At 68.6% G+C, this 23,902-nt stretch carries 20 protein-coding genes and 3 pseudogenes; 9 read left to right on the top strand and 14 right to left on the bottom strand.

The annotated features are described in order from the left end of the window. Positions 1-427 (bottom strand): IS110 family transposase (locus ACFWW8_RS35835; protein WP_386536361.1); only part of this gene is annotated, 427 nt, incomplete at its 3' end. A gap of 521 nt (positions 428-948) precedes the next feature. Between ACFWW8_RS35835 and ACFWW8_RS35830 the strand changes: the two genes are divergently transcribed. Then, positions 949-1,731 carry a hypothetical protein gene (locus tag ACFWW8_RS35830; protein WP_386536359.1) on the top strand — a complete coding sequence of 261 codons (783 nt, stop codon included), beginning with the start codon at positions 949-951 and terminating at the stop codon, positions 1,729-1,731. 994 nt (positions 1,732-2,725) lie between these two features. Continuing rightward, on the top strand, positions 2,726-3,709 hold the full coding sequence (locus ACFWW8_RS35825) for an MBL fold metallo-hydrolase (RefSeq protein ID WP_386536357.1): 984 nt from the start codon (positions 2,726-2,728) through the stop codon (positions 3,707-3,709). Positions 3,710-5,167: 1,458 nt separating this feature from the next. Here ACFWW8_RS35825 and ACFWW8_RS35820 read toward each other — a convergent pair. Further along, a complete protein-coding gene (locus ACFWW8_RS35820) occupies positions 5,168-5,473 on the bottom strand; it encodes a hypothetical protein (RefSeq protein WP_386536354.1) in 306 nt (101 codons plus the stop codon). A 552-nt stretch (positions 5,474-6,025) separates the two neighbouring features. Here ACFWW8_RS35820 and ACFWW8_RS35815 point away from each other — a divergent pair. The 3 genes from ACFWW8_RS35815 to ACFWW8_RS35805 all read left to right on the top strand — a co-directional run bounded on the left by ACFWW8_RS35815 (position 6,026) and on the right by ACFWW8_RS35805 (position 9,290). Then, a complete protein-coding gene (locus ACFWW8_RS35815) occupies positions 6,026-7,228 on the top strand; it encodes a hypothetical protein (protein WP_386536351.1) in 1,203 nt (400 codons plus the stop codon). Between the two features lie 193 nt (positions 7,229-7,421). Continuing rightward, a complete protein-coding gene (locus ACFWW8_RS35810) occupies positions 7,422-7,811 on the top strand; it encodes a hypothetical protein (RefSeq protein WP_386536349.1) in 390 nt (129 codons plus the stop codon). Between the two features lie 117 nt (positions 7,812-7,928). Beyond that, positions 7,929-9,290 (top strand): hypothetical protein, encoded by a 1,362-nt coding sequence (locus ACFWW8_RS35805; protein WP_386536346.1) that lies wholly within the window; start codon positions 7,929-7,931, stop codon positions 9,288-9,290. A gap of 135 nt (positions 9,291-9,425) precedes the next feature. Here ACFWW8_RS35805 and ACFWW8_RS35800 read toward each other — a convergent pair whose 3' ends face one another. After that, positions 9,426-10,610 carry a hypothetical protein gene (locus ACFWW8_RS35800; RefSeq protein WP_386536344.1) on the bottom strand — a complete coding sequence of 395 codons (1,185 nt, stop codon included), beginning with the start codon at positions 10,608-10,610 and terminating at the stop codon, positions 9,426-9,428. Between the two features lie 914 nt (positions 10,611-11,524). Here ACFWW8_RS35800 and ACFWW8_RS35795 point away from each other — a divergent pair. The 3 genes from ACFWW8_RS35795 to ACFWW8_RS35785 all read left to right on the top strand — a co-directional run bounded on the left by ACFWW8_RS35795 (position 11,525) and on the right by ACFWW8_RS35785 (position 16,370). Further along, positions 11,525-12,223, top strand: a complete 699-nt coding sequence (locus ACFWW8_RS35795) for an aspartate/glutamate racemase family protein (protein WP_386536343.1) — start codon at positions 11,525-11,527, stop codon at positions 12,221-12,223. A gap of 102 nt (positions 12,224-12,325) precedes the next feature. Next, the gene (locus tag ACFWW8_RS35790) at positions 12,326-15,046 is read left to right on the top strand and encodes a response regulator transcription factor (RefSeq protein ID WP_386536341.1); all 2,721 of its coding nucleotides are present in this window, start codon (positions 12,326-12,328) and stop codon (positions 15,044-15,046) included. A 106-nt stretch (positions 15,047-15,152) separates the two neighbouring features. Then, positions 15,153-16,370, top strand: a complete 1,218-nt coding sequence (locus ACFWW8_RS35785; protein ID WP_386536338.1) for a cytochrome P450 — start codon at positions 15,153-15,155, stop codon at positions 16,368-16,370. Between the two features lie 57 nt (positions 16,371-16,427). On the opposite strand, the gene ACFWW8_RS35780 is transcribed toward ACFWW8_RS35785, so the two are convergent. From ACFWW8_RS35780 to crtI, 8 genes and pseudogenes are all read right to left on the bottom strand, one after another. Continuing rightward, complete coding sequence (locus ACFWW8_RS35780; protein ID WP_386536335.1) at positions 16,428-16,640, bottom strand: hypothetical protein; 213 nt, start codon at positions 16,638-16,640, stop codon at positions 16,428-16,430. A gap of 422 nt (positions 16,641-17,062) precedes the next feature. After that, positions 17,063-17,452 carry a carotenoid oxygenase family protein gene (locus ACFWW8_RS35775; RefSeq protein WP_386536332.1) on the bottom strand — a complete coding sequence of 130 codons (390 nt, stop codon included), beginning with the start codon at positions 17,450-17,452 and terminating at the stop codon, positions 17,063-17,065. Between the two features lie 22 nt (positions 17,453-17,474). Further along, positions 17,475-18,515 (bottom strand): polyprenyl synthetase family protein, encoded by a 1,041-nt coding sequence (locus ACFWW8_RS35770; RefSeq protein ID WP_386536329.1) that lies wholly within the window; start codon positions 18,513-18,515, stop codon positions 17,475-17,477. 92 nt (positions 18,516-18,607) lie between these two features. Next, a complete protein-coding gene (locus ACFWW8_RS35765) occupies positions 18,608-19,030 on the bottom strand; it encodes a lycopene cyclase domain-containing protein (RefSeq protein WP_386536364.1) in 423 nt (140 codons plus the stop codon). Between the two features lie 56 nt (positions 19,031-19,086). Next, a complete protein-coding gene (locus ACFWW8_RS35760) occupies positions 19,087-19,383 on the bottom strand; it encodes a lycopene cyclase domain-containing protein (RefSeq protein WP_386536327.1) in 297 nt (98 codons plus the stop codon). Continuing rightward, complete coding sequence (locus ACFWW8_RS35755) at positions 19,380-19,568, bottom strand: hypothetical protein (RefSeq protein WP_386536324.1); 189 nt, start codon at positions 19,566-19,568, stop codon at positions 19,380-19,382. Before ACFWW8_RS35755 ends, ACFWW8_RS35760 begins: the two co-directional genes overlap by 4 nt. 20 nt (positions 19,569-19,588) lie before the next feature. Beyond that, positions 19,589-20,302, bottom strand: a pseudogene (locus ACFWW8_RS35750) (phytoene/squalene synthase family protein); the annotation flags it as partial. Next, complete coding sequence (crtI, locus tag ACFWW8_RS35745; protein ID WP_386536321.1) at positions 20,302-21,831, bottom strand: phytoene desaturase family protein; 1,530 nt, start codon at positions 21,829-21,831, stop codon at positions 20,302-20,304. The gene crtI and the pseudogene ACFWW8_RS35750, both read right to left, overlap by 1 nt. A 332-nt stretch (positions 21,832-22,163) precedes the next feature. On the opposite strand from crtI, the gene ACFWW8_RS35740 reads away from it, so the two are divergent. Further along, positions 22,164-22,472, top strand: coding sequence for a hypothetical protein (locus tag ACFWW8_RS35740; RefSeq protein ID WP_386536318.1), 309 nt, complete (start codon positions 22,164-22,166; stop codon positions 22,470-22,472). Positions 22,473-22,574: 102 nt separating this feature from the next. Here ACFWW8_RS35740 and ACFWW8_RS35735 read toward each other — a convergent pair. From ACFWW8_RS35735 to ACFWW8_RS35725, 3 genes and pseudogenes are all read right to left on the bottom strand, one after another. Next, positions 22,575-22,949: pseudogene (locus tag ACFWW8_RS35735) on the bottom strand (transposase); the annotation flags it as partial. 3 nt (positions 22,950-22,952) lie between these two features. After that, positions 22,953-23,549 (bottom strand): annotated as a pseudogene (locus ACFWW8_RS35730) (IS3 family transposase); the annotation flags it as partial. After that, on the bottom strand, positions 23,546-23,902 hold a 357-nt coding region (locus ACFWW8_RS35725), incomplete at its 5' end, for a transposase (protein ID WP_386536315.1). The pseudogene ACFWW8_RS35730 and the gene ACFWW8_RS35725, both read right to left, overlap by 4 nt.

Below are 23,902 nucleotides of genomic sequence, written 5' to 3'. Positions count from 1 at the left end.
CGAAGCCGGTCAGCACCGTGAGCTCGGCGGTGATCTCGTCGGTCAGCTCCAGCGAGCGCAGGGTGTGGGGCATGGTGCGGGCGGCATCCGCGATGACCGCGGCGTCCTTCGCGTCGGTTTTCGCCTCTCCCGGGTAGAGGTCGGCGATCCGTCGCATGGCCAGTCCGGGTCGGTAGGCGACCTGGCAGCCCGCGTCCCGGGCGACGGTCAGGGGCAGAGCACCGATCGAGGCCGGCTGGTCCACGATCACCAGCACCGTGCCGAACTTGGCGGTCAGCTTGTCGAAGACGGCCCGCAGTTTCGGTTCGCTGTTGGGCATCGGTTTGTCGAAGACCTTCTTGCCCGCCGGCGTCAGCCCGTGGCCGTGGTGAGCTGTCTTGCCGACGTCCATACCCAGGAAGACGCCCACATCGCCGGTGTCTAACATCGCACCCCTCCCGGGTGGTTGACCGTGCCGGCCTCGGCGGTGGCACCGTGCTCGCGCATCCACGTTATGCAGACCTGCCGCCCGCGAACTGCCCGGCATTGCGCCAGGCCAGGCGGTGGCCGGACCTCTCATCAGCGTCTCCGACGGCACCCCACGGACCCGGCGACACCACCCCCCAGGTCATCACTTCGACAGAGGGGACACAGTCACACCGGGCCCGGAGGCCAGCGGCCCCATTGCAGGACCCCGAAAAGATTACGGGGGCACCCCGGCGCCATGAGGTCGGCGACGCCGGTGTCTGCCGGCGAACGGCGGGTGCTGCGGTGCGCAGTCGAGTCGCAGTGTCCGCCACCGGGGGCGGCACATGGGCTGACTGTGCGCCGCCCCGAGCACCACCCCTGTGCGGTTCGTCTCCACGGCACCTAACAAGTGGAGCAGTGATTACCCGTCTGACAAGAACGCCGCAGTCGTACTTCATCTGTGTCCGGGAACGGTACCGGTCGTTCGAAAGGGATTTCGCGATGAAGCGAGCAAGGATCGTGGCCGCTCTTTGCCTGGCCACAGGGATCATGTCCACGGCTGTTCCGGCGCAGGCCCTCACGGGCGAAGCGAACTACACGCTGACCGCCGAATTTGTCAAAGTGCGGTTCCCATACGTGCAGGACCAGGCGAACAACCTGCTGTGGGACCACACGGCGGTGATGGAGGCCCAGTACTACGCGACGGCGAACACGTACGAATTCCCGGGCGGATCACAGCCGTACCGCTCGATCGGAATGAACGACTACTTCCAGAGCTACACCGACGACAACTCGTGCACGAGCTCGCAGGTCAACAGTGCCGGCTGCGGGGCAATGATCGGCCAATCCAGCCTCTACCCCTCGGGCACCGGGTCGGTTCCATGGCCCAAGAACATCACTCCCGCGCACGACGGCTGGTACAACTTCTCCGAGTTCAAGACCTGCAAATCCGCCCATCCAGTTACCGGGCAATACGTCGGCAGCCGCATCACGGACGTGAGCGGGAAGGTCGGCTGCGTCGGGACGGACGGGTGGCCGAGCACCACCTGGCAGCAACAGCAGAACAAGATCACCCTCACCACGCACCCGGGTTATTCTACGAGCCTAGCTGCCCGTTTCCACAGTTGGGAGGCCTACCAGGCCGAGTACTGCAACGTGAGCAAAAGCCTGCCCGGGTACACGGCGTCCCAACTCAAGGCCCTGGACCAGATCATGCTCCTCTCGGGAACCTCCAACAACGGTTCTTGCGAAGTGGTCGTACATGTGACCTCGAAGCCCCAGTAATCGCGCGCCGAACCGGCCTGCGCGACCGGGGGCTTGCCCACGGCGGCACCGTTCACCGAGCGGACCGGTATCCCTCCGGCGGCCGCGAGCCGGTCTGACGCGTGCTCCGCACGCTCGGGACGCCCGTGGAGCGCCGGGATCGCTGTGCGCCGACCGTCCACGCCGACGGTCCGTGGCGCGAGCGGCACGCTCGGCAACCGCGGACCTCGTGCGCTCCGCGCCCGTGCCTCCGAGCCATGCTTCCAGCGTGGTTACCGAGAGCTCGTTGCTCGACAGGTAGCCCATGCCCGGATACGACCCGGCGGCCGGGGCCGCCACGGCGCCAGGGCCCTGCCGGCTGTCGATGCTCGCTCAGCACATGTGGTCGTCCGGTCAGAGGGCTCCGTACGGCAAGGGCGAACACTCTGCCATCGTCGTTGCGGACCGAGATGCGCTGGACAGCGTCCATCACCATGCTGTGCTGTGGCTTCACCCCACGGTCGCGGGACAGGACCGCTCCCGCGGTCCCAAGCGGACGCCCCAGACGATCGCACTGCGGCCCCGTGAACGCACCAGTGTGGTCTCGCTATCCCCAGCCGACTTCTCCGCCGAACTCATGCACAACAGTCGGGGAGAATCCCGTCGGCGTTGGATGCGATCCAAGACCCTGGCGGCCGAGGCAGGAGTGAAGGTGTGCACGGCGAGTTGATCGTGCCTCGCAGAGGCCTGTGGTCCCCACGGCCGGCATGCAGGACGCGCCGGTCCGGGGTGGTTCATTGCTCGTTCGCCGTTGATCGGCTTAGCCGTCTCCGACGCGGTCGGCCGCGCACGGGCCCGGCGGACTGACCGCCCCGTGGTGCGGCTGCCGCTGCCTGGGCATCCCGTCAAGCCGCGAATTGCTTCAAATTCGAAACACCTGCTAGCGTGCGACCGCATCTGCTTCGAATTCGAAGCGACTCCTCGGGGTGTGCCGCGGCATCTCCCGGGTTCGACCCCCTCCCGAAGAGGAACATTTGTGAAACCGACCGTCGTGATATCTGCCGCCGTCGCCGTCTTGACGGCCGTCGCACTCGGTGGAGCGGGATCCGCCGCCGCACACCCTGCCGAGCGCGCTCCGCAGCCCCGCCTCTACACCTTCGCCTCCGACGCCAACGGCTTCGACACCCAGACCCACTTCCTGGACACGGGCAAGAGCGTGGTCGCCTTCGACGCCCAGTTCACGCCGGAGTACGCACGGCAGGCTCTCGCCTACCTCAAGACGCGTACGGACCACCCCGTTACGCACGTGGTGGTCACTCACCCGAACCCGGACAAGTTCCAGGGCTTACCGGTGTTCCAAGCAGCTGGAGCGCAAGCTGTCGCCTCCGAGGCGACAGCAGGGGATCTCGAGGGCGTGTGGAGGTATAAGAAGAACTACTTCGTCAATGTGGCCAAGATGTTCGACGAGTCGTCCTACCCCGCGCTCCCGGCCGTGGACAAGACGTTCAAGCAGCACGAGCGGCTCTCCGTCGACGGCATCGACATCGACCTCGACGTGCTCGCCGCGCCGGGGGTCTCCACCAGCCAGACGATCGCAACGATCCCCGCGCTCAAGAGCGTCGTCGTCGGCGACCTCGTCCACCATGACGCCCACGCCTGGCTCGAGGGCGGAATCGTCGACGGGCGGCCGACCCCCACCTTGGCAGGCTGGCAGCGCGACCTGGACGAGATCAGGCGCCGCACCCCTGCCCGTTGGACCCTCTACGGCGGCCGCGGTACCGCGGCACCTGTGGCCGAGGCCGTGGTGCAGCAGAAGCACTACCTCGACACCGCCGATCGCGACGTCCAGCAGATGGTGGCAGCTCTCACCCCCACCCAGCGGGCCGCCGCCCTCGCCGACCCGTCCCGCCTGGTGAACAAGCTCACCGGTGAACTCACCGCCCAGTACCCCACCCACCGCCTCCCTTACATGATCGGATACGGAGCGTACGGGCTCGTGACCCAACACCTGTCCCACTGACGGAAAGGGGGCGGAATCCGGCGCAGCCTTCTGCTCGGTGACGAGCCCTCCGGGCATGTCCCGACAGACCGCTCTCCGGGGCGGGCTGCCACGGAGCGCGCCCCTTTGCCCGGCCCCTCGGGAATTGACCAGAGCCACACCCGAGGCGCAGCCGAAGGCGTTCCCGTGACACAGGAGCACCGGCCACCCGCCCTCCGGGGGCGCGCGACCGAGGGCAGGCGGCGAGCGGGAGATGCGGGGGACGAGCGACATACGGGCTCAGTCGAGGTCCGTGTCGTACATCCGGCTACCGGCCATGACCGCGGGGATTGCAACGCCTTATGTGCAAGTGAGACCGGTGTTCCCGCTGGTGCCCGCCCAACACCCCGACCCGATGGTCCGGAGATGTGGCGCTCACCCATCGGACCGACGGCCGTCCTTGGCACCCCCCGGCTGGGCCTGCGCGGCCTCGGTCGCCAGCGGTCGTTCGGGCGGGGTCGCATCTGCACGTGCGCTTCCGTGCGACGACAACACAGTCCGGCGCTGCTACATATCAGAGCCGCCCGCCCCGTCGCCCTGTCTGGGGCGCCGGGCGGGCCGGTCTCCGTGGGGCGGAGGGCGGACGCGCCCCCCTGTCATCGGCCCGGCAGCGGGCAACCGTCCCGCACGGGTCCCAGGCTGCGGCCGTGCGGCCGACGATGCAGGGGGCGGCACGTTCGGCAAGGGCCGCAATGGATTGACCGTCAGGGAGGTCGGTACGGCGGAGCTGTTGGTCACGAACAGGCTGAAATTGCCGCGTAATTCGTGCCGGATGGTCAGGTCATTACTTGCGGGTCGTCGCTGAGCCTAGCCCAGCGGGTGGGCGGTGACGGTGTCCCCCACGGGCTCTGTGTACGGCTGGACGCCTGCGAGGCCGTCGCGCTCCAGGACGCCCCGCAGCGCGACGTCGACGCGTTCCCAGGCCTGCCTGGTTCGGGCGGTCGGATGCTAGGCCATCGTCCCTTCATCCAATCCGGGGGTCAAGCGTCGGAAACTGCCGGTCGGCGGCGGAGCCGCGACGGTGCTCTCGTTGTAGCCCTCGGTCGTCTCGGTCATCGCGAGAGGGATGAGCCAGGACGGCCGCCGTGCGCATAATGATCGCTCGACCGTTCGAACCACCCCACCGGGCCGCCCGCTTCGACCAGCGCGACGATCAAGGGCGGGAAGTGGACCTGCTGGAGGGTGAATCAGCTGAGCCCGGGCGTGGTGGGATCGAGGCCGTGCCGATCCGGGCCAGGCCCGGATGGCTGTCGTTGAGGGCACGGGCGGTGTCCGACGCCGCCGTGGTGTCGAAGACGGGGCTCGCCACCAGGGCAAAGCAGGGTCCAGAGGATGTCCCTGCATCCTGGAGCGTCATGGCGTCAGCCCGGAGCGCACAGCGGAGGCTCAACGGCAGCGGGACGGTCAGGCCCGTCTCGCCGGCAGCGGTGCCGTGCTTGCTCAACGCCGCCGCGGGTCGGGGTATGAGGCCCGTAGTGTTTCCACGGCGTCCCCGAGGCCGACGGAGCGCCCGTCGACACGGAAGTTCGTCAGGCGCGCACCCGCGCGCAGTTGGCCCTTGTCCCACCAGTACTGACCGTCCCAAGCGACGAGCGGCGTCGCACCCGTGGTCGCCCGCACGCTCCAGTGGTCCTTCTGGTAGTAGTGGCAGGTCATCAGGGACAGAACCATGCGGGCGGGCTCGGCAACGAGGAAGCGCAGCGCCCCGCCGTTGTCCATGGTGATGTCGCGCTTGGCGTACTCCACGCAAAGCGGGTCCGAGAACATCAGCCACCAGGGAGGCACCTGGCCTTCACCGAACCGGTGCCAGGCGCAGGTGGCGCGGAAACCGGGCTCCGCGAACGGGCCGGCGGCGTCAGCCGCCGTCGAGGACCGTTATGCAGTCGCTGCCCGGGCCTGACTCCCGGACGTCACTCCCGAGGCCACGGCGAGGACTGCCGTCACGCCTGCCACGGTCGTGCGCCAACGCTGGTACGACACCGGGCCTCCCAGAGGTGCAGTGGATGGGTAGATGAGCCCTTTGAGCCAGAGAAGATGATATGTAGTGAGCACGTCAAGAGCGGGGTGCAATTCTCTTCCGCGCCGCGGGAAGCCGAGGCCCGGCGACCGGCCGGGCGCGCGGTCGCAGAGGGGAAGCACGTCCGGCGCTGTACGGCGGGGTCGTCACCGGCGACTGCGGAGGCGTGGGATTGGAGTGGGGTTCGCTCTCGTGGGGGTGGAGTGCCCTGCCTAGCGTGAAGCGCCAGTCGAAGCGGAGCAGCAGGCAGCCCCGCCCACGAGGTCCTCATCGGAGAGCACATGTTCACACAGTTACTCGTTGCGGCGACGGCTCTGATGGCCGCATCCGCAGGCGCCGCATCCGCAGCGGATTTCGACCCGCGAGACAGCCTTGCCGCCACCTCCCCGAGCGCGTACGTGACGGTCAGTCCGACCGAGGCGACCAGGGCGACCACGACCACCCTCGCGGACGCCGTCGTCACCAAGTACACGACGGCGCACCTCCAGCGTGACGGTAAGGGGCAGTGGACGCTGTACCTCGTCCAGCCGGACCCCGCTACGGGAACCGCCGGCATCGTCCACGTCCGGGCCGCCGGCGACGGCTCGAACGCGCAGTGCGTCCACATCGTGAACAGCTCTGTGAAGGTTCCGTGGACCTACGGCCCCGGGGACGTGCGCACGGAGAACGCTCTCGCCGTACAGATCCAGTGCGGCGACCGGGCGGCCAACCCGATTGATACCGCCTTCCAGTTGGCCTTCTCGGCCGGCGGGGCGGAGGAAGGGAACCTCCAGCAAGGTTCGTTCCTGCTCCCGCGGCTGGAAGGGGCCTCCGCCCCTGCTGACACCTACACAAGCACCTCTCTCTCGCCGAAGTCGGTCGGAAGGTTCGTGGGCACCAAGGGAAACGTGAACATGTTCTCCGTGCTGCACTACCTCACCCCCGGAGGATCGCCGGAGAACATCCAGGTCACCTCTAGGCAGCTCGGTGACACCTGTTCGGTGCGCGGAAGGGAGGAGGCGCTGCCGGACGTCACGGAGTTCGTCCTGATCGACTGCCTCAACACACGCTCGGCCACGACCGCGAGCGACTACGGACAGTTCTCCCTGTCCGTGTCCAACGACGCCAACATCATCGGCTCCATGTACCGCAACTCCGATGCCCACCTTGCGGTACCGGCCATCACGGCGCGCGGAGCTGCCACCCCCAGGGAATACCGGAACCGGCTCTACGGTGCGTCGCTGGCTGCCCCGACCGTGATCCGCGGCAGCGCGCCGGGCGTGTACACCGTGCGTCTGCCGGGCCAGGACGAGGGCATCGGCGTGATCACGCGGGGCTTCGGGATGGCCACGCCGCTGGACGCCGAGCGGGCGTGCTCCGTCCAGGGTCCTACCGGCTACCTGGTCGGGAGCGAGAAGGGCAAGCAGGTCACCGTCATCTGCCGGGACGAGTCCGGAACGCCGGCGGATTCCGGGTTCGACCTGCAGTTCATGACCGCGCAGTGAGCCTGCCCGGCGGCAGCTGCCCGCGCGCTGTGCGTGCGGTTCCCCGTCCTGATCGGTCGTGTTCGTGATGCCGCCGGACGGGCGGCCACCCGCAGGCTCCCGCTTGCCTGCGGTCGAGCCGCAGAGGCACGCACGTCGACGGAGGAGAGCAGCGGGTGCGCGTGGCACCACCTCAGTCCTGTGGGCGCTGACGGTGCTTGACCTGGCCCTGACCTGGACGGCGTGGGTTGACCCCGGGCAGTGGTTCGTGCTGCTTCACGGGCTGCGACCGCCGGACAGACCGGTGGACGCCTTCCTACCTCGGACCGGTGCCTCCTGGTTCATGTTCGCGGTGCTGGAGTGCGCTGCCGCCCTGCGGTGGCGCACGCGCCCTTGTTGGCTGAGTGCCGTGAGTGCGGTCCGCGCCAGCGATTGCCTCACCGACATCACCTACGCCGTCGCCACCCCGCTCCCCCTGACACCCGCAGGCGGAATCGCGCTGGCCGGTGCATCCGCGGTCAATGTCTGGCTCGCCTGGTTCCTCGCTTCGGGGCACCGGGCGCTGGGAACGGGAACGCCGCCATGGAGCGATCCGGCAAATTGAAGCGCTGGGTACTCACGGAGGCGTCGTTTGCGCGATCTAGCGTGAGTCGGCGGCCATGGGGCCGAAGCGCCCGCTTCGCGTGGCGTCGAGTGGACTGTGATGAAGGGTCGTGGGATCGTGTCCGGTTGGGTGAGAGGACGTGCGGGGCTGGTCGGGGCGGCGGTGTTGGCCTTGTCGGTGGGCGTGGGGGTGCCGGCGGCGTTCGGTATACCGTCTTCGGATGCGGTGCGTTCGGTCAGCGATGTGGAGGGTGCGCCGCCGGAGGGATTCGTGTCGTGGGACGCGGCGATGGCGGAGCAGTCGCGGCTGGTGGATGTCGCGGACGCGATCACGGCGTCGGACCGGGAGGCCACGGGGGGAGGTCTGGGATCGATCCGATTGGATCTGGCCGGTCGTGGGCTGGATGTGTTCTGGAAGGGCCAGGTGTCGGCTGCGGTGCAGTCGGTGATCGATGCCGCCGTGGGTCGCGGCGTGGGCGTGACGGTACGGCCAGCCGCTTATACGGGGGCGGAGCTGGAAGCCGCGGCGGGCTCGTTGATGGACCGGCGCGATGGGGCCGCGCTGCGGATCGTGTCGGCGGGTCCGTTGTCGGACTCGTCGGGTCTGGCGGTGGGGGTGTCGGGGTCGGTCAGCGATGCGACGGCGTTGCCGTTGATCCGGGATTCGCAGATCCCCATGCTGGTCTCCGGTGATCAGCAGGCCGGGACCCCGGTGGAGCGGGTGGCGCAGGCGTCGGGCGATGCGGTGGTGTCCTATCAGGACCGGTGGACCGATCTGCTGCCGGTCTACGGTGGTGCCCACCTGTCGACGAAATCCGGCGGCTGCTCGACGGCGTTCGCGTTCCAGCGGCCGGAGCCCGGTGGTAGCACGTACAAGCGGGACATCATGCTGACGGCCGCGCACTGTCTGCCGGATGATCCGGTGGGGGCCACGGTGAAGGTCGGGGCTACCAAGGCGGTCGTGCTGGACAAGTTGCCCTACAAGGATGTGGCCGTCTTGGACATGAAGGCGCTCAACACGGGTCTGGGCCGGGTCTGGTACGGCGCGTACAAGGGTATCGGAGGCCTGACGGTCAAGGACGTGAAGGGTGCTAAGGGCAACTACGTCAACCAGTACGTGTGCGCCAATGGCTCTTACACCGGCACGAGCTGCAACGCGATCGTGGACGCTACCGGGGTGGTCTTCGACTACGGCTACGGCGGGGGCCCCGTCCATGGTCTGGTAAAGGCCAGCTCGACCGACGGCACGAGCATCGCGGGCAACGGTGACAGCGGCGGCTCTTTCTTCGAACTCGCCGGCGACGGCAGCAGCGTCTACGCCAAGGGTGTGTTCGTGGCCTTCAGCACCGCGCCGCACCACCTGACGGGGTGCAAGGGTGCACCGGCGAGCTCGACCCGCGAGTGCTCGAAGGTGGTCTACTACTCGAGCATCTACAATGCGCTCAACCTTGGCTGGGGCTCACTGGTGACCGCCAGCTGAGGTACACGTGCGCTCGTTAGGCCCCCACCGCGGAGGCCGGCCTCCTGCCGTCAAGGGGCGCTGTTACCCGCGGGGTTGGTGCGCGGGTTGGTTGGTGGCCCCCTAACCGCGAAGCATTTCCACCAGGCCCCGTCCTCAGTGGTCGGTGGTCCGCCGGGCGAGCAGCGGCAGCGTCTGCAGGGAACGGACAACGGACCCCTCCTTGAGGCGGAGCTCCTCGAGTTCCACCGCGAGCTCGATGGACTCGAAGCCGCTGGCAATCCCGAAAACGGCCTCCTCCAGCTCCAGCTGTGCGAGCCAGGAGCCGAGGCACGCGTGCAGCCCTGCACCGAATGAAAGGTGGTCGGGGCGCGACGACATCGACAGGGTCTGCATGTTCGCGGCCTCGACGGAAGGAATGACGGTCTCGTCCGCCGCGATGGTCACCGATCCGATCTGCACGGCTTCACGCGCGACCCGGGCGAGCGCTCCGCCGATGACGTTGTAGGGCACGGTGCGCAGGTACGTGGTCACTGCTTCCGGGATGCGGTCCGGGTGTTGCCGCAGTGCGGCATGGTGTTCGGGGCGGGTGGCCAGGTCGAGCAAGTAGAAGCCGAGTTGGCCGACCGAGGTCTCGTACCCGGCCACCAGCAGCAGCGGGAGCAGGGAGACCGCCGCCTCGTGGCTCAGCCGGCCAGCATCCACCATCCGTGCGAGCCCGGTACGCAGCCCGGCCGAGGGTTGGTCCGCGCCCTGTTTCGGCGCGGTTGCGAAATAGCCGAGCAGATCGTCGTGCGCGGCGTAGACGGCGGCGGGCAGAGCATCCGAGCTGATCGCGAGGTCGGCCCAGAGGTAGAACTGTTCGCGGTCCGCGGCGGGCACTCCGAGCACCTCGGAGATCACGTCCACCGGCACCGGGAGGGAGTAGGCGGCGACGCCGTCGAAAGGGTGGGCATCGGGCGGGAAGGCATCGGTACGGGCGCGTACCAGCTTCCGGATCCGCGGACGCAACGCCTCTGCCGCCTCGCGGGTGAACAGCGGGGCTACACAAGCCCGGATCCGGTCGTGGTCGATGGCGTCGAGCGAGAGCAGCGAGGTGCGCACCAGAAGGCTCGGCATGACCTCGGAGACGGCGTCTCCCGCCAGTTCGCGGCTGAAGCGCGGGTCGCGGAGCACGGACTCGACGTCCTCGTAGCGCGACACCAGCCAGGCGGTGCCACCGTGCGGCAGGCGCACCGGGAGAGGGCCCTGATTCTGTCTCAGCTGCCGGTAGCGCGCCCCTGCGCCCTCCACCGTCGTGCTTTCGGCGAACGGGAACGCTGCGGGCTCGGCACTTGACACGTCAGCCTCCTTGCCACCTGCGGTATCAGGACGCGTCCACGACTGTCGTCCGCCTGGGGCTCTGCGTCCTGAGTAATCACTGCTCATCCGGTTCGCGGTACGGCTCCGGTCTCCACGGCCGCTTCCGATGCGCCCAGCGACGCCGGCTCCCGCCGAGCCTGGCCCGCCCCGCGGCACGGAAGTTCCCGGCCTGGAATGACGCAGCTGCCCCAGGAGGGGGCGGTACGGCAGGCCTTCTGCTCGTCGTGCGATCCCGGTCCAGGGTCTCCCGTCCCGGGAAGCAGGATCCGGTTGCATGCGGATCCCGGAGTTCCACGGGCACGAAGAGAACCCCCGCGTCTGCACGTGTCTGCCTCTCAGCCTTCTTGGTGATCGCTTACGGAGCGCCTGCTCTTCCGTTGTCGATTGTTCGTGCAGCGTATTGCTGGTCCCCCCGTGGCGCCGCAACCGGCAGCCGCACCGGACAGGACCGGTGCGGCTGCCATGTGACCGTGGGCGCGAGCCTCGGATAACCGGACGACCGACGCACTCGTCGACCGCCGGGGAGGAGCGGGCGGGGTGCACTCGCTCCTGTACGGGAGCGTGCTGAACTTGCCGGACACCCGTACGAGATCGGCATCGGTTGTCCTGAGAACGCCCACGGGCGCCCCCGTCCTGGGAACCAGCGAGTACGAGAAGCCGTTCTCCCAGGCGATGCCGGACGGGGCGCAGCCGCACTCGGCACGACGGCGCCGGGTCTTCCTGTTCGGCACCCCCCGAGGAGGTCGGCCGCCGCACTTCTCCGAGTACCCGCTACTCATGCACGTTGGCACCGTTGTGGGGGACCATGGCGACCGCCGGGTGGGGCGACAATTCCTGAGGGCGCGCCGCGCCCTTTGTTGCCCGCGCACCCGAAACGAAGAGGCGAAGAGGCGTTGAGCAAAGTCATCGGGCTCATAGGCGGCATGAGCTGGGAATCCACGGCGGAGTACTACCGCCTGATCAACTTGTTCACCCGGGACCGGCTCGGTGGGCTCCATTCCGCGCGTTGCGTGCTGTACTCGGTCGATTTCGCAGAGATCGAGCAGCTCCAGGCCGGTGGCCGGTGGGACGAGGCGGGTGAGATCCTCGCGTCCGCCGCCCGTGCGCTGGAGCGGGCGGGCGCCGAGATCCTGGTGCTGTGCACGAATACGATGCACAAGGTGGCCGGGCACATCACCGCGGCGGTCGGCGTGCCGCTGCTGCACCTGGCCGACACCACCGCGGACGCCGTCCTCGCAGCCGGGCTGCAGCACGTCGGTCTGCTCGGGACCGCTTTTACCATGGAGCAGGACTTCTACCGCGACCACCTGGCGTCCGCGGGGCTGCGGGTGACCGTGCCCGGGCCGGAGTCCCGTGCGCTGGTGCACCGGGTCATCTATGAGGAGCTCTGCCTTGGGGACGTCCTGGAGGAATCGCGCCGCGCTTACCAGGACGTCATCGGCGAACTGGTTGCAGCAGGAGCGCAAGGCGTCATCCTGGGATGCACCGAGATTGAACTGTTGATCGGCGCACGGCACAGTCCGGTGCCCGTATTTCCCACCACGCGACTGCACGCGCAGGCCGCTGTCGACCTGGCGGTACTGCCCTCCTGAATGCGGCTGAGTATATTTTACTCACTTCCCGAAAAATCTGCCTCCATACCGTGGCGTTATTGAGAGATTGAGTCTCGGGCGCCTACGGAATGGGGACCGGATATGAGCGTGTACGGGCAGGTGCCCCTTCGGGAGCCGCTGGTGGGGAGGGAAGGTGAATTGGAGGAATTCGAAGAGGTCTGGAATGCGGGCCGCTGCCACAGCGTCGTCATTTCCGGCCCTGCGGGAGTCGGCAAGACCCGGCTTGCCGAGGCTGCACTGGAATACGCCGTCGAGCAAGGCTGGAGGGAGGGGAAGGCGCTCGCGTCCGCGGCGGCGGCGACCGTTCCTTTGGGGGCCCTCGCCCATCTCCTGCCCCGGGACATGGACCTGTCCGACCCCGTCACGGGTTTTGCCGTGCTCGTGCAGGCCTGGAGCGGGCGCCGCCCGGCGGAACGCTTGGCCCTGCTCGTGGACGACCTGCACCTGCTCGACGCCACCTCCGCCCTGCTGCTGCGGCAGCTGACCGGCACCGGAGCGGTCCGGATGATTGCGACAATCCGCAGCGGTGAGACTGACAGCGAAGCAGTCCAGGCGCTGCTGAGCGGCGACGCCGTGCACCGTGTCGACCTCGGCGCTTTCGACGAGAAGGCCACCGCCGACATGCTGGCCGCCTCCTTGCGCGGACCCGTCGACCGGCGCAGCGTGAGCGAGCTGTACGGGGCTTCCGGAGGCAATGCCCTCTTCTTGAGGGAGATCGTCCTCGGAGCGCTGCAACGCGGGGAGATCACCACCGACGGAGAGATGTGGACGCTCACGGGGAGCGGTGTCCGGGGGTCGGTACAGCTGAGCGAGATCATCGGGGAACGCCTGCGCGCAGTCCCCGAAGCCCTCCCCGTCCTCGAACTCCTCGCATGCTGCGAGCCCGTCGCCCTGGCGGACGCACGGCAGATCGCGACCTGGGACGAGCTGGCCTCCTTGGAGGAGAAGGGCTTCCTGCACGTCACGACCGGTCGGCGGCGCACGACCCTGCACCTGGCACACCCCCTGCACGGCGAGGTCCTGCGCGCTGCCATGAGCCCGCAGCGCCGGCGCCAGGTGCTTCTGCAGCAAGCGGAGCGGATCGAGGCCTACGGGTCCAACCGGCGCGACGACGCCCTGTACGTGGCGAGCTGGCGACTGATGGCCACCGGCACGGCCGACCCCGCGCTCCTGCGCGAAGGAGCCGTACTCGCTCGCTACGCCCACGACTACGAACAGGTGACCACGCTGCTCGGGGCCCTGCCCGAAGAGGAACAGACGACCCACACGCGCCTCATGACGGGCGAGGCCTACTTCCAGATGGGCAAGTGCACCGACGGCGAAAGGGTACTGGCGCGGGCCAGTGCCCTCACCACCAACGAGCAGGAGACCGTGGCCGTCGCTCTGGCCCGGACGTCGAACCTGCTCTTCAGCGGTCGGCCCGTCGAGGAAGCGCTGGCTGCAAATGCAGAGGCGCTGGAGAAGCTTAGCGACGCCGAGGCGCGGCGGATGCTGAGGATCAACGAGGGATACATGCGGGTGGGTGCCGGTCAGCCCGTGGAGGGCCTGGCACTGCTGGACGACCTGGACGAGGACGGTGGCCGGGTAGCGGACGTGAACGCATGGCTGCGGGGCGTCTTCCTGCGACCCGCGGCCCTCGCCGCCGTGGGGCGGTCCACCGAAGCCATCCATGCTGCTGAGCGGGCCTTCGTCGTCCACAGCGCATTGGACGAGCAGGCTCTGGTGTCCCATCCCGAGGTCGAACGGATCCCGCTCGTCCTCGCCCTCACGGAGGCCGGACGCCTGAAAGAAGCCGTCACGGTGGGGGAGTACGCGTATGCCGACATCGCCGCTGCCGGTCTCATGGCACGTATCTGGGTCGCCACCTCGATCGCCCGAGCCCTATGGCTTGCCGGACGCGTGGCATCCGCGCGTACGTGGTGGGCCGAGGCGGCCGTCCTGGCCCGAGGCACCGAGCACGGCTTCGGCCTGCGGCTCGCACTCGGAGGCGTGATCGCCTGCGCCGCGCTCCTTGGCGACCTGGCCGCCGCCGAGACCGCCGCGAAGGAGTTCAACTACCTGACCGAGCGGCCCGGCCTGCTGTCGGCGGAGGAGGAACTCGGGATCGCCTGGCTGCACGCCGCGCGTGGGGACTGCGAGGAGGCCTGCCGGGTCCTGGAGGGCATGGCCGCCCAGGCGCGCGAACGGGGGCAGGCCGCGGCCGAGGCGATGTGCCTGACTGACATCGCCCGGCTCGGAGGAGCCGCCGCAGTGTCGGACCGGCTCACCGCCCTCGCCACAGTCTGCGATGGTGATCTGATGCCTGCACGTGTCAGGATGTCCGCCTCGCTCGCCCGGCAGAACGGGGACGGGCTGATGGAAGCTGCGAAGCAGTTCAAGGCTGTCGGCGCGGACCTGATGGCCGCCGAGGCGGCCGCTGCCGCTGCGGGTGCCTGGCGCCGTTGCGGGGAGCCGCGCAAAGCCGCGGCCGCGACGCAGCGGGCAGCCGTCTGGGCGGCTCAGTGCGAGAACGCCCGTACCCCGCTGCTGGACACGCACGCCACCATGGCGCTGCTCACCCCGAGGGAGCGGGAGGTGGCCGTCCTCGCCGCCACCGGCCACCCGAGCAAGGACATCGCCGCACACATGCAGCTCTCTGCCCGCACCGTCGACAACCACCTGCAGCGCGTCTACGCGAAGTTCGGCCTGACCACCCGCAGGGACCTGAGCAGTGTCCTCCAGGACGCGACCCTGACCGCCTTGCGTCCGCCGGCCGACGCACCACCCCCTGACCGACGTGCGGCAGCCCTGCCGTGCCCGTAAGTACGCGCTACTCATGGCGTGATGGTCCGTCCTGCCCAGGATGGGCCAGGCGGGGCCGGCGGCAGTCATCCGGGACCCCGCCGGAACTCATCAGGAAGGTCTATGCATGAGCGAGGGATCGGCTTCCATCGACCTCTTCACACCGGAGTACTACCAGGACCCGCTTCCGGTCCTCGCCCGCTTGCGGGAGGAGGCGGCGGTGCACGACTTCACCTTTCCCGTCGGGGACCTCCCCATGAAGGTGCTCACCCGCTACGAGGACGTGAAGGTTCTGCTGGCCGACGGCCGTTTCTCGACGGAAGGCAGGACCTGGGCGCGACAGGACTTTCGCGACGCCGGCATGGTGACGGGGGCCGGGACCGTCCTCCAGTACTCCCTGCCGGTCATCGACATGCCCGTCCACACCGAGGTGCGCCGTCTCGCGATGCCCTCGTTCACCCCGGCACGCTCGCGGATGTGGCACGACCGTATCGACGGGTTCGTCCAGCGGGCTCTGGACAGGTGTGCGGAACTCGACGGCTTCGACATCATGGACGACTTCGCGGCCGACGTGACGGCCCAGACCGTCGGCGCCCTGCTCGGATTCCCCGAGAACCGCTTCGCCGAACTCGCCCGCACCATCGAGCAGGGTTTCCCCACAGACCCCGCGCTCATGGACCAGGTGCCGATCGCCTTCGGGAAGGTGTGCGCCTATGCGCGCGAGTTGATCGAGGAGAAGAGGGTACGTCCCGGCCAGGACCTCACCTCGGACTTCGTAGCCGCGGCAGACCGGGAGGGTGGTATAGGTGAGGATTACCTGGAGGCGCTGGTGGCCGTGGTGATACTCGGCGGCGCCGACTCCTCGCGGAGCTTCATCGGCAACTCCGTCCTGGCCCTGCTCGACCATCCCGACCAGTGGCGCGGCCCGCGGACGTCCGTGTCACCCGTGGATCCGGAGGCGGTCGAGGAACTCCTGCGCTACACCAGCTCACAGGCCAGCGGATTCATCCGCTTCGCCACACAGGACTGCGATCTCCTCGGTGTCCCGGTGGAGGCGGGCACTCCCGTGCTGGCCTCCTTGATGGCAGCCAACCACGACCCCAGCGTGTATCCCGAGCCCGAGACGCTCGACTTCCAGCGCCGGGGGCCGCGCCACCTCGGTCTCGGCCACGGGCTGCACAACTGCCTAGGCGCGGCCATGGCCCGGCTCCAGGGCGAGGTGGCCTTGAAGGGGCTCACGACGAGGTTCCCCGATCTGGAACTGGCCGTACCCCGCGACCGGATCCGCTACGCGGAGCACTGGTTCATGCGGCGGCTGATCGACTTGCCCGTGTCCGAGGGCTGACATCGGCGCACGACGCGAGGTGTGCCGTAGCCGGGCCTCCTGGGGCCCGGCGCGGCGTCAGCACGCCCAGGAGCAGACGGGCGACTTGACGATGTAGTTGATAATGACCTTGCCCGAACCGCTGGTCGAGATGATCTGCCCATAATGGGGGGCCGAGCCCGGCTTCACGGTGTAGGTGAAGTTGGCACCGCTGAACTTGTCGTCCGGGTTGAGGCCGTCGTCGTGGTCCCACATGTTGCTGGTCACGTGGAAGACGTGCCCTGACTCCATGGAGTGCATGGTCAGGGTGTCGCCTTGGTCAGCGGGAGGAAGCCCGAGTGGATGGGGCCGAGGGGGACCACGATCTTGGTGGGGGTGATGCCGAAGTCGTGGGGAGGGTAGACGTGGTCCATCGGTAGGTTCACCGAGCGGCGGCCGACGCCGTTCGCGTCGACCGTCCAAAGCCGCAGACCCGTGTTGATCTCCAGGAAGCACCGTTCGCCGGTATTGGGATCCAGGTGGCTCTCGCCTACCAGATAGAGCTGGCGCCGCGGCAGTGCACCGCAGAAGTCCTCGTGCCCCTTCAGGCGAGGGTTTCCGGGTCCAGTGCGTAGGAAATGCCCGCGCCGCCCAGGAGTATCAGGGAGTCGCCCATCACGCACGGGACGTGGTTGGGCGTGTCCTGACCGACTGGTAACCGGAGCTCCACGGGATCAGTGAGGGGACGAACATCGAGAGCATGCCAGGACGTTGGCGAAGGCTCGGGAGGGAAGGCTGCGTTCGGCCATGGTGCTGAAGGTGGACCCCACGAGGCGTCCCGCGGACTGTTCGCGTCGGCGCACCGGGGTGTTGACGATCTCGCCCTGGAAGAACACGCCCTCGTCGGTGAACTTGTAGGCGGCGATGTAGGCGTCGGCGTCACCGAAGGCGTGCGCCAGGGGCGTGCCGTACGCCTCTCCGGCCATCGGGCCTACACGGTAGTGCGTGCCGCGCAGGGTGTCCGGGACTACGCCAGAGACGGGCAGCGAGGCTATCCGCAATGGTATGGCGCGGTCCTGAAACATCTGCACCCAGGGCGGTGCCGACGGCTGTGTCGTGGTCACGTGACTTCTCCGATCCTAAGAACTAGCTCTGTCGGCGGGTGACGAGTCGGGTCAGGGCCATGAGGTCTGCGGCCGCGGCCTCGTCGGGGCAGGTGGTGGCGAGCAGGTCGAGGGCGAGGCGGACACGACGGGTCGCCTCGGCGCGTGCCCATTCCCGTCCGCCCGCGAGTTCCACGAGGCCCGCGATCCACGTCACCTCGCGCTCGCGTACCGAGGCGCCTGACGCGTAGCGCTCGGCCAGCAGGGCTCCGGCGGGAGTATTGGAGGAGAGCGCGGCGACGACCGGGAGGGACTTCTTCATCGAGATGAGGTCGGATCCGGCCGGCTTCCCGGTGACTGCGGGGTCGCCCCAGATTCCCAGCAGGTCGTCGATGAGCCGGTAGCCCAGGCCCAGTTCGCGCCCGAACCGGTCCAGGGAGGTGGCGACGTCGTCGCTCGCACCGGCATACAGGGCCCCGATCGCGCACGCGGCGCCGAGCAGCGCCCCCGTCTTCGCCTCCGCCATCGCCATCGTCTCGGCGAGTCCCACGTCGTTGCGGGTCTCGAACCTGCAGTCGGCGCTCTGGCCCTCATAGAGTTCGATCAGGCATGTCGTCAGGCGGCCTGCTGCCGGCGGCGCGGCTGCGTGCTCGTCACGGGCGAGCACCATCAGGGCCAGGGTGTGCAAGGCGGCGCCCGCCAGGATGGCGTCGGTCGTGCCGAAGACCGACCAGGCCGTAGGGCGGTGCCGCCGCGTGGTGTCGGCGTCCATCACGTCGTCGTGTACCAGGGTGAAGTTGTGGAGCAGCTCGATCGCGGCCGCCGCGGCGGCGCACGCGCCACTGTCGTCCCCTAGGGCCCTGGCGGACGCCATGACCAGCGCGGGGCGCAGAGCCTTGCCCGGCGCGCCTTCCTCGGGGACCTCGAATTGGTTCCACCAGCCCAGGTGGAAGCCCGTAACCCGCCGCATGGAACGTGGCAGTTCGTCCACGGCCGCACGCATGAGCGGGTCGATCTCGCGTCGTGCCCGGGCCAGTACGGTCAGGGCTCTCGGGTTCTCCTGGCTGAGTATGTGCTGCGTCACGGGTCCACCTCGATGGGTTCAGGATGTGCTGTCGTCGCGGTGAGTCGGATGGTCGTCGATGCCCTCAGGGCAAGGCCGTATCTGCCGGTGCGTCACCACCGCCGCACCAGCGGCCGTCGGAGGACGCGTGCCTGCACCTGCGCGTCCGTGCCGAGGACGAGACCGTTGACGACCAGGAGGCTCGTCAGGGCGAAGAACACGGCTTCCTCCAGGGGCAAGCCAAGGGCGGCCCAGCCGTAGGTGTGATCTGCGGAGATGTGCCAGACGCCGACTCCGATGGCGATTCCGTCCACGGACCACAGGTAGAAGAGGGCCGGTGCCAGGATCCGTAGCCGTTCCGCGCGACGTTGCCTCAGTACGTCGGCGCCGACGAGGGACTGGACCGCGAGGAGCGGGCCGAACCACACGAGCGTGCTTCCGAGATAGGTGCCGTGCGCGTCGGCGAGTGCCAAGGCGAGACCGGCAGCTGTCCCGGCGGTCCACGCCGTGGCCCAGGCCCGGCGCAGTTGCGGCATCGGCGCCGTCAGTGACGCCGCGGATCGCTGCGGTATCCGTGCGCTGACGCACAGCGTCAGCGCACCAAGGCAATGGTCTGTCCGGCCATGAAGATGAACTCCTCCAGGGGCACCTGGAACAGCGTCGCCAGAGCCGCTCCCTTGTCGTAGTCCCAGACCCCCCGGCGGATGATCCAGCTGTCCCAGGGGGCCGTCCACAGCCAGGCGGCGAGCACCAGGACGAGCAGCAGACGCGTCCCGGTGCGGCGCAGTCCCCCTTCGGCCGCCCCGGTCGGCAGCGCACGATGGGCAGCCCAGCAGGTGCAGACCAGTGGGGCCAGCAGGAAGAGGAGGAGAAACTGGAGATAGGTCATGGGAGGTTCCGGCGCAGTCGGCGGCATTCGGCGAAGGCCGGGCCGGCGACCCGCAGGCTCGTGGGCAGGCCGACCCGCACGCGGCGGCCCAGCACCTCGTAGTCCGCGTCCTCGATCCGCTCGAGGATGCCATTGTAGAGGGAATAGGCAGTCTGGATGCAGGGGCGGCTGGTCGGGGCCAGCATGCGGATCCCGCCCACCGCATAGGCGTAGAGCTGCGGGTGCGGTCGATCTCGTACTTGAGCAGCTCTTTCACCCGTCCGCCCGTCTTCGTCCGCCTTAGGTCCTCCCGAGTGACACCGAACTCCTCCAGGTCGGTCGCCGGCAGGTAGATCCGCCCCCGGTCGAAGTCCTCCGCAACGTCGCGAAGGAAGTTGCTCAACTGGAAGGCTTCGCCCATGGCCCTGGCCCTGGGATATGCCTCCTCGGTGAGCGGCTCCAGGATGTTGACCATCTGGAGTCCGATGACGGCCGCCGAACCGTACATGTACCGATGGAGGTGGTCGAAGGTGGGGTAGTCGGTGACCGTCAGGTCGGCGGCCATGGAGTCGAGGAACGCCCGCACGTGGTCCGGCGGGATGTCCCAGCGCGTCAGTGTGTCGTGGAGGGCGGTGGCGACCGGGTCGGCACCGTCGTCAGCACGTGCGTCGCACAGGTGGTCCAGGGCCTGCCGTGACCAGTCTCGGAAGTGCTTCTCGCGGGTGTGCGGCGGTTCGTTGTCGACGATCTCGTCCGCATAGCGTGCGAAGCCGTACAGGGCGTGCACGAAGGGCCGTTTCCACGGTGGCAGCAGGCGGGTGGCGAGGTAGTAGCTGCGGCCGTGGCGCGCGTGCAGGCGGCGGCACTCGCTGTAGGAACTGCGCAGTCGCGGTCGGGCGATGCCCGCCGCGTCTAGGATGCGGCGGTCCGCGCTTCCCATCAGCCCGCACCCAGCGGTCTGCGCCGAGCAGTCCTGACCGGTCCGGTGACCCGTTCGGCGGCAAGGCGTCCGCTGATCAGCGCCATTGGGACGCCTACCCCGGGGTGCGTCCCCGCCCCCGCCAGGACGATGTTCTCGCCGGCCAAGTTCGGTGTCCGGAACGGCCAGGTCTGGCGGAAGGTGTGCGCCGCGCTGAACGGCGTCCCGGCGGGGCAGCCGCGCCGCAGCCAGTCCGCGGGTGTGATCACGTGTTCGGCGCGCGGGTCCTCGGCCAGTGCGGTGTAGCCGTTGCGCCACACGATTTTCCGGATCTCGTCGCGGTACCGCGGGGCCGTGGTCTCCCAGTCGACGCGGCCGGCGATCAGGTTCGGGGCCAGAAAGAGGACGGAATGACTGTGGCAGCCCTCGGGGGCCAGCGAGGAGTCCGTGACGGTGGGTACGTTCACCATGAATGAGGGATCCGTCATCAGCACACCCCTGTCGATGACCTCCTGGCAACCCCGGCGCCAGGTACGTCCGAAGTGGATGTTGTGGTGCGCGGGCGCTCTGCCGTCGGTGGCCGGCTGCGGTGGGCTTCCGGCCAGCCAGAGGAAGCAGGAGGGGGAGTAGCGCAGGCGGCGGAGGCGTCGGGGTGCCCTGCCGAGAAGGCGGGGGAGGGCGACGGATGGTTCCGAAGCGATGACCACGGCTTCGGCCGGGATGCGGGCACCGCTGGACGTGAGCACGGCCCGTGCCCGTCCCCCCAGGGTCGTCTCGATGAGCTCGACCGCCGTGTGGTACTTGATCTTGACTCCGTGCGCCACGGCTGCGTCCGCCATCGCCCGGGGCAGGGCGTGCATGCCGCCCTCGGGGAAGAAGACGCCGGAGACCGTGTCCATGTAGGAGATGATCGTGTAGAGCGCTCGGGCGTGATGCGGTGCTACGCCCGCGTAGAGCGCCTGGAAGGAGAAGAGCCGGATTGTGCGCGGGTCCTTGAGGTACTGCCGGACCTTTCCCTCCATGCTCCGGAAGGCCCCGTATGAGGCGAGCCGTGCCAGTTCGGGGAGGGCCAGGTCGAGGGGGCCGTCCGTGTTCCGATTGATGAAGTTGTCGTACTCGCAGGCGTAGAGGCGCTTGAGGAACGCCACCAGGCGCCGGTATCCGACTGCCTCCGCCGCCCCGCAGACTCGTTCGATCTCCGCTGCCATGGCGTGGGTGTCGGTCAGCACGTCCAGCGAACTGCCGTCGCTGTAGTGCGCTCGATAGGCGGGGGAGACGGGCAGCAGTGTCAGGTGCTGCTCCATCTCCTCGCCCACGGCGGCGAAGGCCTGCCGGATCAACTCCGGCATGGTCAGCACCGTCGGACCGTTGTCGAGCGTGTAGCCGTCCTGCCGGAAGACTCCCGCCTTGCCGCCCGGCTCGCCGCCCTGTTCCAGCACGGTCACCGACCGGCCTGCGCCCGACAGGTGGAGTGCGGTGGACAGTCCTGCAAGACCGGCGCCGATGACGACGACATGGTCGGCGGTTCCTTGCACGATGCGGATGGTCACGGGCCGCCTTCCGGACGCGGGGCCCCGGGGTGACGCCGCGTGATCGAGGATTGCGATGCACACGAGAGTTTCCTCCGTGCCGCCCGACGGGAGGTGAGTAGTCGCTACTCACCATCGAACGGTCCGTCATCGTGCGCCGGGACGGGTTCAGGACCTCCCCGATCGGGAGATTTGTCGTGCAAAGCGGGCCGTGCGCGACCGAATTCAAATGATTCATCATGGTATGGCGACGAACGTTTCCCTCGATCGAGCGTCCGAATATCGAACTGATGGTTCGGGTGAGGAGCCATAGTCGCGTACGTCCGGCAGGTAGCTACTCACCAGGAGGAACCATGGTCACGCACCACCGAATCGCATTCAGGAGCGTAGCCGTGCTTTGCGCCGCAGCCGCCGTCCTAGCCGGCGCGTGCGCCTCCGCGTCCGCCGGCTCGGGTGCCTCGGCAGCGGTGTGGAAGCCGCCCGTGGGCATGGAGTTCGTGGGCTCGGGCGGCGCGCTGAGTGCGGCGCAGACCCAAGCCGAAAGCCGGATGCACACCTGGGAGAGCGCAAACCACGCCCTGTGCGTCAAGCGCTCCTCGACGACTGGCCTGACGGCCGCTGGTTGGAACTACGCCATCCAGGCCGAGTGTTTCTTCAACTGACTCCGCGCGTCACCATGCAGGAAGCGGGGCGTTCCGTGGGCCGTCCCGCTCCTGCACCGACCCCTTGAGGTCATGCTCGAAAAGGTGCCCCTATGGTTTTCGTCAAGCCCTGATGGTGGCCGGGGGCTCGTAGAAGGTGCCGTCTTGGAGCATGGCGAAGAGCACGTCGATGCGTCGTCTGGCGAGGCAGACGAGGGCGGCGACGTGGTGTTTGCCCTGTCGTCGCTTCTTGTCGTAGTAGGCGCGTGATTCGGGCTGGGACAGAGATGCGAACGCGGCGAGGTAGAAGGCCCGTTTGAGCTGCTTGTTGCCTCGGCGCGAAGGATGCTCACCGCGTATGGAGGAGCCGGAGCTCCTGGTCACCGGTGCCAGGCCGGCGTAGGCGGCCAGGTGGCCGGCGGTGGGGAAGGTGCTGGCGTCGCCGACGTCGATGAGGATGCGGGCTCCGGTCCTGACCCCGATGCCAGGCATGGAGGATCCGTGGTCGGTGTGCATGATCGCTCCGGTCAAGTTTCCGCGGGTCCGCTCGGCGGCCGTGAGGGCGTCGATGACGAGTTCGGTTCGCATGTGACCGGCGATCGCCCAGCCGGCCAGTCGGCGTGAGGCGAGGTCGATGACGGTCGCGAGGTAGAGCGGCTTCGCGCCGCTGACCGGCAGGTAGGTGATGTCGCCGACGTACTTGGTGTTGACCGCGGCCGCGGTGAAGTCACGGCCTATCAGGTCCGGCGCCTTCGCTGCGGCCTGGTCCGCGAGCGTGGTGCGGTGCCGGCGGCACAGACGAACGCCCTCGAGTCCGATGGTCCGCATGATCCTCGCGACGCGCTTGTGATTGACCGCCGGGCCACCCTGGTCGCGGAGTTCGGCGGTGATCCTGGGAACGCCGTAAGTGCCGTCGGAGTCCTGGTGGACCTTGCGTATCCGAGCCGCGATCCGGGCTTCGACGGTCTGCCGGGCCGCTCTCGCGGCTGCGGTGCGGCGCCAGTAGTAGAAGCTCGAGCGGGCCAGGCCGAGGATGTCGCAGAGCCGCTTCACGCCGTGCCGGCGCTGGTGATCTTCAACGAACTGGTAGCGGTTCACCAGCGCGTCTCCGTCGCGAAATACCGGGCCGCCTTGCGGAGAATGTCCCGTTCTTCCTCGAGCTCGCGGATCCTCTTGCGGGCCGTGGCCAGCTCCGCCTGAACAGCGTCGCCGCCGGCCCGCGAGGCGGCCGACGGCTCGGAGTGCGCGACAGATCGGCGGCCGTCGGCGGCCCGGATCCAGTTCCGCAGCGTCTCGGTGTTCACCCCGAGATCAGCGGCGACGGACTTGACCGTCGCTCCCGGCCTCGACCGGTACAACGCGACCGCATCCGCCTTGAACTCGGCGGGGTAGTGCCTCATCCCCACGGGGACTCCGTTCTCCTGGACCATCAAGATCCAAGTCTCTCCGGT

The sequence above is a fragment of the Streptomyces sp. NPDC058701 genome, from assembly GCF_042715295.1.
Classification (GTDB): Bacteria; Actinomycetota; Actinomycetes; order Streptomycetales; family Streptomycetaceae; genus Streptomyces.
This window is presented reverse-complemented; position numbering and strand designations above follow the sequence as displayed.